This window comes from Mesoterricola sp. JemC181, assembly GCF_055384585.1.
On the sequence record NZ_AP045076.1, the window covers coordinates 3,505,117 to 3,519,215 of the forward strand.

Below are 14,099 nucleotides of genomic sequence, written 5' to 3' on the forward strand. Positions count from 1 at the left end.
GCCAGAATTCTTTCCTCGGTATCCTCGGCCTCCTCGGCGCCTCGGCGATGGGCTTTTCGACGGGTGCTTCGGCGCATGTAATCTTTGCGCCGACTGATACTTGAGAAAACCATCGCCGAGGCGCCGAGGAGGCCGAGGATACCGAGGAAAAGAAAAAGGCAGGTTCGCCGTCAACCCTTGGCAGAGGCCGTCCGAATGGCCGCGAGGGCCTGCCGTGCTCGTGTCACCTTGGCGAGGATATCGTTCGCGGACGCGGTCCAAACAAATGGTTTCGGAGCGGCATTGTGTCTCGCGATATAGGTGTGGATCGCTGCTTCGAGTTCCGGGACGGATCTGAAAATACCCCTTCGGATGCGGTTCTCCGTGATGTCCCGGAAAAATCGCTCCACCATGTTCAACCACGATGAACTGGTGGGGGTGAAGTGAACGTGGACCCTCGAATGGCCTTTCAACCAGCTTTTGACCGCCGGATGTTTGTGGGTGGCGTAGTTGTCGCAAATGATGTGCAGAGCGAGTCGCTTCGACGTACCCCGCTCAAGCCGCTTGAGGAACTTCAGCCACTCCTCATGGCGATGACGTGGCATCGTGGCCGAGATGACCGTACCATCCAGCGTGTTCATGGCCGCAAAGAGGGTGGTCGTTCCATTGCGCTTGTAGTCGTGCGTCATGGTGCCGCAGCGACCCTTCTTCATCGGTAGGCCAGGCTGAGTCCGGTCCAGGGCCTGAATCTGGCTCTTCTCATCTACGCTCAGCACGATGGCATGCTCCGGAGGGTCCAGATACAGGGCCACGATGTCCACCAACTTCTCTTCGAAATGAGGATCGTTGCTTAACTTGAAACCAACGGTGCGGTGCGGCTTGAGGCCATTCTGACGCCAAATGCGTCCCACCGTGCTCTCGCTCACCCCGGTGGCCTGCGCCATGGAGGCCCGGCTCCAGTGCGTGGCATTGACGGGCTGTTCCTGCGTCGTCTTATGGAGCACCTCTTGCCCCTTCAAAGCAATCACCCAAGACTTCCGGCCTCGACCTGGGCGTTCCCTCTCGAGGCCATCGAAGCCCGCTTCCTCCCATCGCTTGAGGCATTGCCAAGCAGTCCGATGATCACAGCCCAAAGCCTGGCCGATGTCACGAAAGGACTCGCCAGAAGCTCGATGAAGAACAATCTTGGCCCGCAGGACGCTGCGCGCAGGCAAGGTCCGGCTCCGCGCCATTTCCTCAAGGCGTCTGAATTGCTCCACAGTTAGATCAACTCGCCCCACTTGCGCCAAAGTTCTCACCTGCCGCTTGGATGCGACGAGCTGTATTGGCGTTACAGGTATTTCTGGCGGCCTACACTAGGAGAGGCCGCCCCCTCCCAGGTAGCGCTCCTGGAGCACCTCCAGGTGATGGGCGGCGTGGCCGGCGATGACGAGGCCCAGGTGGCTGGCGGCGACCGTCTTGCCGTTGACGGTGCCCTGGCGGGTCCAGGCCTCGGGCGCCAGGCCCCGCACCAGGGTGAGGGTGGCCCGGCGCACCGCCACGAAGTCCGCGGCGAGCTCCGCCAGCGGGCGGGCGTCGGCCCGCGCCGCCCGGGCGTAGTCGTCCTCCTCGAACCCGGGCAGGGGCGTCCTCTCCTCCCGGGCGACGCAGAGCAGGCGGTAGCTCATGATCCGCTCGGTGTCGGCGAGGTGCCCCACCAGGTCCTTGATGCTCCACTTCCCCGGCGCATAGCGGAAGGCGCCGCGCTCTTCGGGGATCGCGGCCAGCAGTTCGGCCAGCTGCCTTTCCTGGCGCTCCAGAAGGACATCCAGGTCCCCCTCGGGAACCTGGGCGGCATACCCGGCGTAGCTGGCGGGGATCTCCCCGGGGGCGGGTCTGGGAATGGCGACCATGGGTACCTCCTCCCTGAAGCCGCCATGATATCCCGCTCCCCCGCTTCCGGGTGGTAACCTTGTCGCCTCATGGAGACTCCCGTGGACCCGCGCGAATTCCTCCGTCACCTGCTCGCCACCCTTGCCTACCGGGGTGGCAAATGCCTCCGCGGCGCCCCTCCCGCCTTCGCCGGGTTCGAGGGCGGCGGCAAGACCCCCCTGGCCATCCTCTCTCACATCAGCGACCTCCTGGACTGGACCCACTCCATGGTCATCGGCGAGAGGCGGTGGCAGGTGGCCGTGCCGGAAGCCTGGGACATCGAATCGGCCCGCTTCCACGCGGCCCTGGAGAGGCTGGACGAACGGCTGGCCTCAGGTCCGGCGGTCACCGACTGGGAGCGCCTGGTGCACGGCCCCCTGGCGGACGCCCTGACCCACGTGGGCCAGCTGGCGATGCTCCGGCGCATGGCGGGGTGCCCGCTTGCCGGGGAGAGTTACTACGCCGCCGAGATCGCCACCGGCCGGGTGGGGGCGGACCAGGCCCCGCCCCGCAAGCCGTTCGCCTGAACGTCCCATGAAGCGCTACTCGCTCAAGGTCGCGATCTCCACCCTGGTCTCCGGGCTGATCCTGCTCGCCGCGGCCTCGGTGGCCACGGCCCTCTGGTTCGGCACCCGCCAGGCGCTCTACCTAACCACCCGCCAGGCCATGGGGCGCCTCTCCCGTTCCGTCAGCGACAAGCTCGAGTCCCGGCTGGCGGGGGCGGAGCGCCTGAACCTCCTCCTGGCCTCCCTGATCCGCACCGGGAACCTGGACCCCGCCCGGGAGGCCTCCTTCACGGGCTTCCTCGTGGACGCCCTGGCCGTGAACCCCTCCCTCACCGTCATCGACGTGGGGTTGCCCTCGGGGCACAAGTACCAGGCCCGCACCATGCCCGACGGGACCATCTCCCGCCGCCTCGTGCACCGGTCCGCCCGCGAGGTCGTCAGCGTCTGGCACCACGCCAACCCGGCCTACGCCAAGGACTACCCCGACACCCGCACGGGCCTGGACACGGGGTACGACCCCCGCCTCCGGCCCTGGTACAAGGCCGGCCTCGAGGCCGGCAAGCTCACGTGGACGGACGTCTACGGCACCCGCGCGGGCCTGAACTACTCCAACGTCAATCCGGTGTACGACGAAAAGGGCGGCCTGCTCTGCGTCACCGCCATCGACCTCAACATCGCGGGCATCTCGAGCTTCCTGGAAGGCCTGCGGGTGGGCCGGACGGGCAAGGCCTTCATCATCGACGCGGCCGACCACGTGGTGGCCATGCCCATGGGCGCCGGGCATGACCTGGGCCTGATCATCAAGGCCACCCCCAGGGATGGCCGGATGGAATACGGCCTGCGGGAGATCGGCGAGCTGGCCGATCCCGCCGTGCGGGAGGCGGTGCTGGCCCGCCGGACGGCGCCCGCCATGAAGGGCTGGGACTTCCTGGCCTTCAGGGACCCTTCCGGGCGCCGGATGCTGGCCTCCTTCCGGCCCGAGCCGGTCTACCACTTCACTATCGGCGTGGTGGTGCCCGAGGAGGAGATCCTGGGCAGCATCAAGCACAGCCTGCGCCTCACGGCGGGGATCACCCTGCTTTTCGTCGGGCTCAGCCTCGTGCTGGCCTTCGCCATCTCCCGGGCCATCGCGCGGCCCCTGGGCGAACTCGTGGGCGAAGTGGACCGCATCCGCCTCCTGGACCTGGGGGACGCGCCGGAGATCCCCACCTCCATCCTCGAGGTGGTGCAGATCGGCCAGTCCATCCGGAACATGCGCAACGGCCTGCGCAGCTTCAAGAAGTACGTGCCCTCCGACGTGGTGCTCGGCCTCATGCGCCTGGGCAGGGAGGCCGTGATCGGCGTCGAGAAGCGCGAGCTCACCTTCTTCTTCTCCGACATCAAGGACTTCACCAGCATCTCCGAGCAGGTGGACCCGGAGGAGCTGGTGGCCAAGCTGGGCGCCTACTTCGAGGCCGTCACCCGGATCCTCATCGAGCACGGCGGCACCGTGGACAAGTTCATCGGGGACTCCGTCATGGGCTTCTGGAACGCCCCCAACCCCGTGGCCGACCACGCCCTGCGGGCCTGCGCCAGCGCCCTGAGGGCCCAGGACCGCATCCGGGAGCTGAACGCGGCCTGGGCCGGCATCGCCTTCCACACCCGCATCGGCATCCACACCGGCACGGCCGTGGTGGGCAACATCGGGTACGACGCCCGCATGAACTACACCACCATCGGCGACAACGTGAACCTCGCCAGCCGCCTGGAGGGCCTGAACAAGGTCTACGGCACCCGCATCCTCGTGAGCGAGGCCACGGTGGCCGCGGCCGGAAGCGCCATCCTCACGCGGCCCGTGGACCGGGTCACCGTGAAGGGCAAGCAGGTTCCCATCGGGCTCCACGAGCTCATCGCCCTCAGGGCCGAGGCCACCCCGGAGCAGGTGGCCGCCGCCTCGCGCTTCGGGGAGGCCTTCGCCCGCTACCAGGCCGGGCGCTGGGGGGAGGCCCTGGCCCTGCTGGACGAAGGCGACGGCCCCGGCCGCCTCCTGGCGGAGCGGTGCCGGCACTACCTCTCCGATCCGCCCGGGCCCGGATGGAACGGGGTCTTCGAGCACCACGAGAAGTAGTCAGGTGGGCGACGCCAGCCGCACCCGCTCGAAGGCGAAGGGCTCGTCCCGCACGATGCCGTACCACCCGCTGAGGGGCCGCCGAAGCCCGTCCAGCAGCGTCGAGCCCTGGCTGCCTCCCCGCAGGAGGAACCAGTCGCCGCGGTTGTCCAGGCCGTACACGTCGGCGTTCACGCCCGGCGCGTAGCGGAGGATCTCCTGCATGGTGCGGGCGCCCTGCTCCCGGATCTGGTCGGCCGTGATGACGGTGATGGCCTGGGGCGTCTCGGCCAGGGGCAGGTCCAGCTTCGTGGCGGCGGTGCGGGTGGCCACGTACCCCGCCACGGGGGCCTTGGGGTCCTCCTTGGCGGCGCGGCCGCGCACCTTCACTTCGGGGAGGGAGGCCTCCTGCGGGGGGCCTGGGACAGCAGGGGCAGCGCCAGGAGGGCGAGGGACAAGGTTCGAGCGGACATGGGACTCCTGGGGGCGCCCGGGGCGCCCCGGCAAAGGGGGGGTTGGGGACGCCTAGGCGTCCAGGTTGAAGGTGATGGGAATGAGCACCCAGGCAGGCACCTTGTCGGCGCCGCGCCGTGCGGGCACGAAGCGCCAGCGGCGGACGGTCTGGATACCCGTCTGGTCAAGGCGGGGATGGCCGGTGCTGGTGCGGACCTCGATGTCCTCGGCCCGGCCGTCCACCCCCACCCGGACCCGGAGCACCAGGCGCCCCTCCTCCCGCAGGCGGCGGGAGAGCGGCGGATAGTCCGGGGCTGGGTTCTGCAGGTAGGCCGCATCGAAGACCGGGGGCAGGACGCCGTCAAGCTGTCCGCCCGGAGTTCCGCCCACCTGTCCTCCCGGCACGCCAGCCGGCGCGCCGGCTGGCGTGCCGCCGGGCACTCCGGAAGGTCCCCCGGAACCAACCGGACCAGAGACCGCTGGGGCAGGCGCCGTGGGCAGATGGGTAGGCGCCACGACCGGCACCTCCTCCTCGGCGGGTTGAGGGGGGGTGGCCCGGACCGCCGTGGGGGCGCCGCCCCCTGCGGGCGGGGGTGGCGGCGGGGCGGCCATGGGCAGGGCCTCCTCCAGGGAGATGGCGATGGTCGGCCTCACGGCCGCTTCCCCCGGCCGCACGGAGAGGACCGCCAGGGCGCCCGCCACCAGGGCGTAGAACGGCAGCGACAGGAGGAGGGCACTCAGGGGCCGCCCCTTGGGCAGGCCGCCCAGATCAGGCGGAGGCAGGAGGAAGTTGGAACATTGGCGACCCATGGGTTAAGAATATAATAATGAGATTGAGTCTCATAGTACTTTTTTATGGCGGAATTATCCTGAGCTACGCTTGAAATGATTGCACTTCTTGTGGATGTTCCCGGCCAGGCCTGTATTTTGCAAAAAAAGGGACTCAACGGCTTCCGCGGGAAGGTCGTAGAACAGGGCTGGATTCCAGAACACCCGGGAGGCAGCTTTGAAAGAAGCGTTACAAATTGAAAATTTGAAGTGTTTCACCAACCTCCCGGCCTTGGCCAGGATGGCCGCCCCCATGGCCGCCATGCTCGCCCTCGCGGCCTGCGGGGGGGGCTCCGGATCGAGCCCGGCGCCGGCCCCGGCCGCCCAGCTGCGGATCGACGCGTCGACCCTCAAGGTCAAGGGCGAGACCCGGGTCACCGCAACCGACGTCCAGGGCCACCCCATTCCGGCGGTCTACGAGGTCGTGGAACCCGGGGGCGGCACCGTGGACGCGGCCGGACGCTACGTCGCCCCGGACGCCCCGGGCGTCTACCACGTCCGGGCCCGGGCCGCGGGCGGGTCCGTCGCCCAGGCGGCCCTGACCGTGGAAGGCTTCTGGGTCGACCTGCAGCGCCGGACGGACCTGCTGGTCAGCCGGGTCAACCACACGGCCTCCCTTCTGGCCGACGGCAGCGTCCTGGTGGTGGGCGGGGTGGAGTCCAGCCTGGCGGAGCGGTTCATCCCGGCCAGCCAGACCTTCCAGTCCGCGGGCGAAACGGGCGGCAAGCGCTGGAGCCACACGGCCTCGCCCCTGCCCGGAGGGGGCTGGCTCTTCCTGGGCGGCCTGGGGGTCGAAGCCGCCCAGAGCCGGATGGTGGCCCTGGCTTCCGCGATGGTCTACCAGGACGGCGCCTTCTCCACCCTCGACGCCGGGATGCTGACCCCGCGCTTTGACCACGGCGCGGCCCCCCTGGCCGACGGGCGCATCCTGGTCACGGGCGGCCTGCCGCTCCCCGGTTCCGATGTCTCCGCCCTCCCGGCCGCCGAGGTGTTCGACCCGGTCCAGAAGCGGTTCGCGGCCACGGGAGCCATGGCCCTGCCCCGCGCGGGCCACACGGCCACGACCCTCCAGGACGGCCGGGTCCTGGTCGTGGGAGGGCGGGACAGCACCTGCGCCTACACCTGCGGCCAGAGGACCTGGCGCAACGCCGAGCTCTACGACCCCGCCACCGGCACCTTCTCCCCCGCGGGCGCGCCTGCCCAGGCCCGCTTCAACCACACCGCCACCCTGCTGCCCGACGGCCGGGTCCTCATCGCGGGCGGCACGACCCCCGACCTCGAGGGCACCGACGTCTCCTCCCTCGTGGAGGTGTACGACCCCGCCGCCAACCGGTTCCAGACCCTCGGCACGATGCTTCGCCCCCGCGCCAGCCATACGGCCACCCTCCTGGGGGACGGGAAGGTGCTGCTGGCGGGTGGGCTGACCTACGCCTCCTCCGGCGAGAATTCCATGGCCACGGCCACGGTGGAGGCCTTCGATCCCGGCACCGGGCAGAGCCGGCTGGCGATGTCCGCGGTCACCACCCGGTACCGCCATGCGGCCGCCCGCCTCGCCTCCGGCCACGTGGTGCTGCTGGGGGGGTCGGAGGGGGGCGGGGCGATCCGCATCGTGGAGGTGTTCGACTAGCTACCAGACCTTGAGGCGGTCCGGGGGGGCCAGGTAGAGCTTCTGGCCTTCCTTGACCCCGAAGGCCTGGTACCACGCGTCCAGGTTGCGCGCCACGTTGGGCCGCAGGAAGCCGGGGGTGTGGGGGTCGGTGGTCACGCGGTTGAGGAGGGCCTCGTCGCGGTACTTGCTCCGCCACACCTGGGCGAACCCCAGGAAGAAGCGCTGGTCGCCGGTGAAGCCGCCGAGCACCTTGGCGGGCTTGCCCTGCAGGGACGCGTGGTAGGCGTCGAAGGCCACGTTGATGCCGGCCAGGTCGGCCATGTTCTCGCCCAGGGTCAGCTCTCCGTTCACGTGGGTGCCCGGAAGGGGCTCGTAGGCGGCGTACTGCCGGACCACCTTGTCCGTGAGGGCGGTGAAGCGCTTGACGTCCTCGGGCGTCCACCAGTCGGAGAGCTTGCCGTCCTTGTCGTACTTGCGGCCCTGGTCGTCGAAGTGGTGGCTGATCTCGTGGCCGATGACGACGCCGATGCCGCCGTAGTTCACCGCGGGGTCGGCCTTGGGGTCGAAGAAGGGCGCCTGCAGGATGGCGGCGGGGAAGACGATCTCGTTCCAGGCGGGGTTGGCGTAGGCGTTCACCGTCATGGGCGTCATGTTCCACTCGGAGCGGTCGATGGGCTTGCCGATCTTGTCCAGCTGGCGCTGGTACTGGAACTCGGCGGCCCGGCGCAGGTTGCCCAGGGCGTCCCCGCGGCGGATCTCCAGCGCGGAGTAGTCGCGCCACGTGTCGGGGTAGCCGATCTTGGGCGTGAAGCGGGCCAGCTTGGCCCGGGCCTCGGCCTTGGTCGCGGGGTCCATCCAGGCGAGGTCGGCCAGGCGCTGGTCCATGGCCTGGATGACGTTCCTGACCAGCACGTCCATCTGGCGCTTGGCCTCGGGGGGGAAATACTTGGCCACGTAAAGCTTGCCCACGGCCTCGCCGAGCACCCGGCTGGTCATGTCCACGCCGCGCTTCCACCGGGGCTGGTCCTCGGGCTGGCCCGCCAGGACCTTGCCGTGGAAGGCGAAGGCCTCCTCCACGAAGGCCTTGGGCAGGCACTGGGCGGCGCCCTCCAGGGCATGGAAGGCCAGGTAGTCCTTCCAGGTCTCCAGGGGCTCCGTGGCCATGAGCCGGCCTTCGCCGGCCACGGCGCTGGGGTTGGAGACGATGATGACCTTCTGGTCCTGGACGCCCGCGGCCGCCAGGAGGGAGGCCCAGCCCACGCCGGGGTAGGCCGTCTCCAGCTCCGCCGCGGGGGTGGGATTGTAGAGCTTCTCCCGCTGGCGCTGCTGGACCCGGGTCCAGTGGGTGGCGGCGATCTTCGCCTCCAGGCCGAAGATCCCCCGGGCCCGCGCCTCGGCGTCGCCGAAGCCCGCCAGGCGCAACATCGTGGCGATGTGGGCCACGTACTTGACGCGGATCCCTTCGAACTTGGGGTTCTTCGTGTCCAGGTAGTAGTCCCGGTCCGGCAGGCCCAGGCCGCCCTGCCCCACGCTCACGGACATGATGCCGGGGTCCTTCATGTCCTGGCCGATGCGCAGGCCCAGGGGCATGCGCATGCCCTGGCGCGTGGCCTTGCCGAAGTAGGTCGCCAGCCGGGCGCGGTCGCCGATGGCCTGGATGGCGTCCAGGGTGGGCTTCAGGGGCGCGAGGCCCTTGGCCTCGATGGCCGCCTCGTCCATGAAGGTGGCGTAGAAGTCCCCCACCTTCCGGGCCTCGGACCCCGCCTTCGCGCCCTTCAGCCGGGCCTGGGCCTCCACGATGTCCCGGGTCTGCTTCTGGCTGAGGTCCCGCAGGAGGGCGAACATGCCCGAATCGGCGCGGTCGGCGGGGATGGCGAGGTTCCTGATGTAGGTGCCGCTGGCGAACCGGCCGAAATCGTCCCCGGGGGCGACGGTGCGGTCCATGCCGGCGGTGTCGAAGCCGAAGGTGCCGTAGACGGGACGGCTGGCCGTGGCGGCGGCGGGGTGGCTGCCGGGACCGGCGGCGGCCAGGGGACTGGCCAGGATCAGGGAACCGGCCACGAGCTGGGCCATGAGGCCATTTCTTTGCATGGGATCTCCAGGGACTTGAGGGGATGCAGGATCGACCCGGGCGGAGGGCGGGAGGTTTAGGGGCCGCGCCAGAATAACCTGGACGCCTCGCGCTCCGGATCAAGCCCCCTTATGTTCGCCTTGTGGACCTCAGTGGATGACGCGCCAGGTGCGCATGCGGAACCCGCGGCTGCTCTCCTGGTCCTTCACGGACTTGATGTCGGGGGTATTGGCGCCCACCTGCTGGGTGAAGGAGCCGGTCTTGGCGCTCACGGCCCCGCCCTGCACCACCCGGTCCCCGGCGTCGGCGAGCTGGCTGCTCAGGGAATTGAAGTAGAAGGCCAGGCCGGAGCAGTTGTCGGCGCCCTTGTTGAGGGTCGTGATGTCGCCCACGGTGGAATTGGCCTGCACCTGGGTGTCCACCGCCAGGGGCCGCATGATGTCGCATTCCCGGAAGGTGCGGGTGAAGGCGTTGGAGGAGCAGCCGAAGCCGGAATTGCCGTTGATGTTGAAGATCGAGAAGAAGAGCGTGCCCAGCTTGGTCAGCGGGCTCACCAGTACCTTGTCGTGGGTCACGCCGCCCACCGCGGAGGGCAGGGCTCCGTCCTTGAGAGTGAAGTAGTACCCCGTCTTGTTCTTGAACAGGTAGTTGGGGTCGCCGGGGGTGACCCGGGGGTCGGCGTACGTGGTCGTCCAGGACCCGTAGGTGATGGGCTGGAGGCTGGTGTCGGGGATGCCCGTGGTGTCGTAGCCCAGGTTCTGGCTGTCCTGGCGGTCGGCCAGGACCAGCATCCGGTTGAGGGTGGGCGGGGTGACGGACGCGTTGGTGGGGTACGTCTCGGGCGCGTCGGTGGGGTTGTTGTTGTCGCCGGACCCGGCGCTCACCATGACGGTCAGGGGCTTGAGGGTCCCGGTGCTGCTTCCGGAGCTGTCGGGCACCGCCACGGGGTAGTTGCCGTCCAGCCGGAACGCGTCGGGCCTCTGGGTGAACCGCATGCCGGCGTTGCTGTAGATGAACCGGGGGGCGGTGATCCAGGTGCTGACGTTGCTGGAATCCAGCCGGAAGGTGGCCTCGGTGGCCTTCAGGTTGGAGTTCAGGGCCATCACGTTGCCCTTCATGTCGGTGAAGTAGACCCGCTGGATTATGGGGAAGGTGTTGAAGATGCTCACGGGAGTCACGCCGGCGGGGATGGATCCCACGGCGGTGCTGGCGGAGAAGTCCCAGGTCCTGAGGGGGGCGCCGGTGAACACGTCCAGGGCCAGGATGGACCGGCCCATGCCCTCGGCGTTCGTGATGGTGCCCTTGGTGCGGTAGGCGCTGTCCACCTGGGCGTTGGCGTAGCCCCCGGTGAGGAAGACCACGGCCTTCTGGGTGCTGATGGTCCCGTCGGTGGTCACGTAGGTGAACACCGGCACGGAGGTGCTCATGGCCATCTTCTTGACCACGTCGCTGGAGGAGGCCAGCTGGGGATCCACGACCCACTGGATCTTGAAGTTCTCGGGGGTCACCGAACCGTCCGTGGCGGACGACAGGCCCAGGGCGTAGTAGCTGCGGGCGCCCTTGCGCATGCCGAAGACGACGATGGCGTTCTCGGCGCCCAGGGAGACGCGGCTGTCGCCGATGAGCTGCCCGGAAACCGGCTTGTCCTCCCAGAACAGGGCGGGATCGCCGTCCACCAGGTACCGGTGGGGCACGGTGTCCTCCACGTCCTGGTTGAGGTAGACGTCGTACATGGTGCCCAGCATGTCGGGCGGCACGAAGGCCCAGAGCTCGGCGGCCCTGGCGGTCACCACGCCGGCGTTGCTGTTGGCGGCCTCGATGAAGCAGTGCAGGAAGCCCTGGTTGGTGCCCACCAGCAGGAGGCGGGCGTGGGGATCCGTCCCGCCGGGCCAGGTGAGGCCCGTCGGCAGGTTGCCGGGGCCCAGTTCGATGGCCAGGGGCGCGGAGTTGATGATGTCACCGAAGATGCCCACGCGGTTCCGGGTGGCGTCGGTGGCGGCCTTGCCGCAATAGTAGTCGAGGAAGGCCTGCACGGAAGCCGTCCGCGCGGCGGCGGTGGAGAGGGTGGAGGGGAACAGGCCCGCGGCGGCGAACTGGGTCACCAGGGTGCTCACCAGCGCGCTGTTGCTCGACCGGAAGCGCACCTTGGCGGTCGTGCCCGGCGTCAGGGTCCAGATGGTGCGGTCGCTCCACAGGGTGGGGGTCCCGGACAGCGTGTTCTCGGGATGGACGGTCGCGCCCAGGGGCAGGTCGGCGGCGACGTAGGTGCCGAAGATGTCGAAGGCGCTCCACAGGTGGTGGTCGTCGAAGTTGTTCAGGCCGCACTGGTAGGTGGGCTTGCCCGAGGCGTCCAGTACCGGGTCGCCGTTGGTGTCCAGGATCATCACGCACCCGATGGTGCTCTCGCCCTGGTTGCCGTAGAAGGAGAAGACCTCGGTGTTGGTGACGGTGTCGAGGGTGCGCTTGATGCCCACGGAGAAGAGGTTGCCGGTCCAGGCGGGCTTGCGGCTGGTCTTGAAGATGCCGAAGTAGGCCTGGGTGGTGGTCTTGGTGCCCGTGGTAGGCGTGGCGGGGGCGCTGAGGGCGGCCGCGCCGGAGACCATGTAGTTGGCCACGTCGTTGAGGTTGGCCTCCAGGGCCGAAGGGCTTCCGGAGGGGTAGTAGAAGACCTGGCCCCCGTCCAGCTTGGACTGATCCGGGTTGTTCCCCTTGCTGGGGCGCCAGCCTCCGTAGCCCAGGTCCGTGCGGGACGGATCGGCCCACTGGGCGATCTTGAAGAACTCGCCCTCGTAGGAGCGCTGGTTGTGGGCGGAATCGTAGTTCAGGTTGCCGGGCAGGCCCACGCTCACCACCATGGTCTGGATGCCCGGGTTGGCGGCGGACCGCGCCCGGCCGGGAGCGACCTCCCAGGCCGCGCCCCAGCTGCCGGAGTTGTTGGAGCTGTCGCCGAAGGCCGCGATGTCCGACAGGACGCCCGGGTGGAAGTTGTCCGTGGTGGGCGTGAGGGCCGTGATGGACGGGGCCTTGAGGTAGGCCCCCGTGCCGCCCTTGTTCAGGCCGGAGTTGCCGTTGGTGGTGTAGTTCTGGTACGCCACGGCGGCGTCCTGCGAGATGCGCGTGGGCGAGCCCGTGTCCGTGGAGTCCGTGAGGCCCAGGGTGGGGAAGATCACGACGTAGGTCTTGCCCGGGCAGGAGGCGTTGGACGCCTCGAACACGGTGGAGTTCACTTCGATGCTGGCGCGGTAGTAGGTGTTGGCCAGGGCGTAGGCCCAGGGCTGCGGGGTGCGGGGATCCATGGGCCCGATGGGGGCGCTGTTGCCGGTGGCCGACACGGCGTCCATGGCGTCATAGCTGGCAGGGGCGGAGGCGTAGGCCTGGACCCAGCCCGAGGGCCCCATCAGCTGCAGGCTGGTCCCGTTGGTGGTCAGCCCCCCTCCCGTGCCGTCCAGGCCGGAAATGAGCTTTCGCAGGAAGCGCCGGTTGGCGACGGTGGTGTCGGCCCAGAGGGCGCTCTGGCTGGGATTGGCCGTGATGGAGGTGGTGGGGGCGCCGCCCTCCTCCGAGTTGCCCGGGTTGTCGACCCGGCCGTCGACGTAGCGGTAGATCCAGTTGAACTTGCCGTCCTTGCGAAGGAGCACGTCGATGCAGGCGATCTTCTGCGCCTGGTACCGGGTGAGCACGGGCAGGCCGTTGGCCCAGCCCTCCGCGGGGGTGGAGGCCGCGAAATCGGGGACCGTCGTGTTCTCGGTGGTGGCGGGGACGGCGTAGCCTCCGGGGGAGGCGTAGTTCCCGCTGGTGGGGGCGCTGCGCCAGTCCACCCCGTTGGTGCCGCGGATCAGCTTGCTGCCGTAGATCCAGCACAGGTAGTCCAGGGGATAGTAGAAGTTGCCCATGCCCGCATAGCCGGCGGGGATGTTCGCCAGGATCCCTCCCGTGGCGGGGTTCACGGCCGTGTTGTTGGCCTCCGACCAGGGGTCGTACTGGATGGTGGTGCCCCCGGCGACGCGCTTCTGGTAGTTGGTGACGAGGGTGTTGCCGGGGGCGGTGGGCACCGTCGCGGAGGCGGCGTAGGGGCTGTTCCACACCTGCGAGGGGCAGGGAAGGTCGATGGAGCGGGTCGTGCTGCCGGTCCTGAGCGCGAAGCGCACATGGGTGATCTGGGCGATGGTGGCCGAGGCCGTGCCCTGCCAGGTGACCACGGTGCCCGTGAAGCTCCCGTTGAAGTTGTAGGGCGTGCCGGCGACCGGGGCGCCGCCTTCCGAATAGAAGGTCTGCGTCTGAGCCCACTGGTAGAGGTAGACGTTCACCGGGGTGCCCACCGTCGGGACGGCGGGGGTCTTCAGGAGGAAGATGAAGCCGTAGTCCTTCCCGGTCCTCTTCACCGTGAGCCCCGAGAGCGGCACGGCGTCGACCCACTTGTCGCGCCCGGAATAGGTGGAGTACGTGCCCACCTCGTAGATGGCGCGGCTGCTGGTCATGAAGTCCAGGATCGTGATGAGCTGGCTCCGGCCCGCGTCGGTCTTGTACACGTCCAGCAGGTCCGTGCGCGTGAGGAGCTGGGGCTCCACCTGGGCGCTTGCGGGCAGGGCGAGGCAGAGCAGGGTCAGGGCGGCTGTGAGGAAACGGTTCCTGGCAAGCATGGCGGATCTCCCGGGA

At 69.0% G+C, this 14,099-nt stretch carries 9 protein-coding genes; 3 read left to right on the forward strand and 6 right to left on the reverse strand.

Annotation, left to right across the window (positions count from 1 at the left end; translation table 11 throughout):
* Positions 1–170: 170 nt before the first annotated feature.
* Positions 171–1,211: an IS630 family transposase gene (locus tag ACZ5MC_RS15495; protein WP_306597910.1), complete on the reverse strand. Its 1,041-nt coding sequence runs from the start codon at positions 1,209–1,211 to the stop codon at positions 171–173.
* A 123-nt stretch (positions 1,212–1,334) separates the two neighbouring features.
* Positions 1,335–1,871 (reverse strand): DinB family protein, encoded by a 537-nt coding sequence (locus ACZ5MC_RS15500; RefSeq protein WP_306601402.1) that lies wholly within the window; start codon positions 1,869–1,871, stop codon positions 1,335–1,337.
* An 81-nt stretch (positions 1,872–1,952) separates the two neighbouring features.
* Here ACZ5MC_RS15500 and ACZ5MC_RS15505 point away from each other — a divergent pair, with 81 nt between their 5' ends.
* Both ACZ5MC_RS15505 and ACZ5MC_RS15510 read left to right on the forward strand, forming a co-directional pair.
* A complete protein-coding gene (locus ACZ5MC_RS15505; RefSeq protein ID WP_306601403.1) occupies positions 1,953–2,417 on the forward strand; it encodes a hypothetical protein in 465 nt (154 codons plus the stop codon).
* Positions 2,418–2,424: 7 nt separating this feature from the next.
* Positions 2,425–4,503: an adenylate/guanylate cyclase domain-containing protein gene (locus ACZ5MC_RS15510; protein ID WP_306601404.1), complete on the forward strand. Its 2,079-nt coding sequence runs from the start codon at positions 2,425–2,427 to the stop codon at positions 4,501–4,503.
* On the opposite strand, the gene ACZ5MC_RS15515 is transcribed toward ACZ5MC_RS15510, so the two are convergent.
* Together ACZ5MC_RS15515 and ACZ5MC_RS15520 are read right to left on the reverse strand one after the other, a co-directional pair.
* The gene (locus ACZ5MC_RS15515) at positions 4,504–4,872 is read right to left on the reverse strand and encodes a TonB-dependent receptor plug domain-containing protein (RefSeq protein ID WP_464516211.1); all 369 of its coding nucleotides are present in this window, start codon (positions 4,870–4,872) and stop codon (positions 4,504–4,506) included.
* A gap of 135 nt (positions 4,873–5,007) precedes the next feature.
* The gene (locus ACZ5MC_RS15520) at positions 5,008–5,745 is read right to left on the reverse strand and encodes an energy transducer TonB (protein ID WP_306601406.1); all 738 of its coding nucleotides are present in this window, start codon (positions 5,743–5,745) and stop codon (positions 5,008–5,010) included.
* 271 nt (positions 5,746–6,016) lie between these two features.
* Here ACZ5MC_RS15520 and ACZ5MC_RS15525 point away from each other — a divergent pair, with 271 nt between their 5' ends.
* Complete coding sequence (locus tag ACZ5MC_RS15525; protein ID WP_464516212.1) at positions 6,017–7,390, forward strand: Kelch repeat-containing protein; 1,374 nt, start codon at positions 6,017–6,019, stop codon at positions 7,388–7,390.
* Here the strand turns inward: ACZ5MC_RS15525 and ACZ5MC_RS15530 are convergent, their stop codons facing one another.
* Entirely contained in the window at positions 7,391–9,463 is a 2,073-nt protein-coding gene (locus tag ACZ5MC_RS15530) for a M13 family metallopeptidase (RefSeq protein ID WP_464516213.1), read from the reverse strand.
* Positions 9,464–9,592: 129 nt separating this feature from the next.
* Positions 9,593–14,083 (reverse strand): pilus assembly protein, encoded by a 4,491-nt coding sequence (locus ACZ5MC_RS15535; RefSeq protein WP_306601409.1) that lies wholly within the window; start codon positions 14,081–14,083, stop codon positions 9,593–9,595.
* Between the last annotated feature and the right edge of the window lie 16 nt (positions 14,084–14,099).

Bases quoted from the DNA above. Each gene is read 5' to 3' on its own strand.
- ACZ5MC_RS15510 (WP_306601404.1), top strand. From the start codon at position 2,425: ATGAAGCGCTACTCGCTCAAGGTCGCGATCTCCACCCTGGTCTCCGGG.
- ACZ5MC_RS15520 (WP_306601406.1), bottom strand. From the start codon at position 5,745: ATGGGTCGCCAATGTTCCAACTTCCTCCTGCCTCCGCCTGATCTGGGC.
- ACZ5MC_RS15535 (WP_306601409.1), bottom strand. From the start codon at position 14,083: ATGCTTGCCAGGAACCGTTTCCTCACAGCCGCCCTGACCCTGCTCTGC.
- ACZ5MC_RS15500 (WP_306601402.1), bottom strand. From the start codon at position 1,871: ATGGTCGCCATTCCCAGACCCGCCCCCGGGGAGATCCCCGCCAGCTAC.
- ACZ5MC_RS15525 (WP_464516212.1), top strand. From the start codon at position 6,017: ATGGCCGCCATGCTCGCCCTCGCGGCCTGCGGGGGGGGCTCCGGATCG.
- ACZ5MC_RS15530 (WP_464516213.1), bottom strand. From the start codon at position 9,463: ATGCAAAGAAATGGCCTCATGGCCCAGCTCGTGGCCGGTTCCCTGATC.
- ACZ5MC_RS15495 (WP_306597910.1), bottom strand. From the start codon at position 1,211: ATGGCGCGGAGCCGGACCTTGCCTGCGCGCAGCGTCCTGCGGGCCAAG.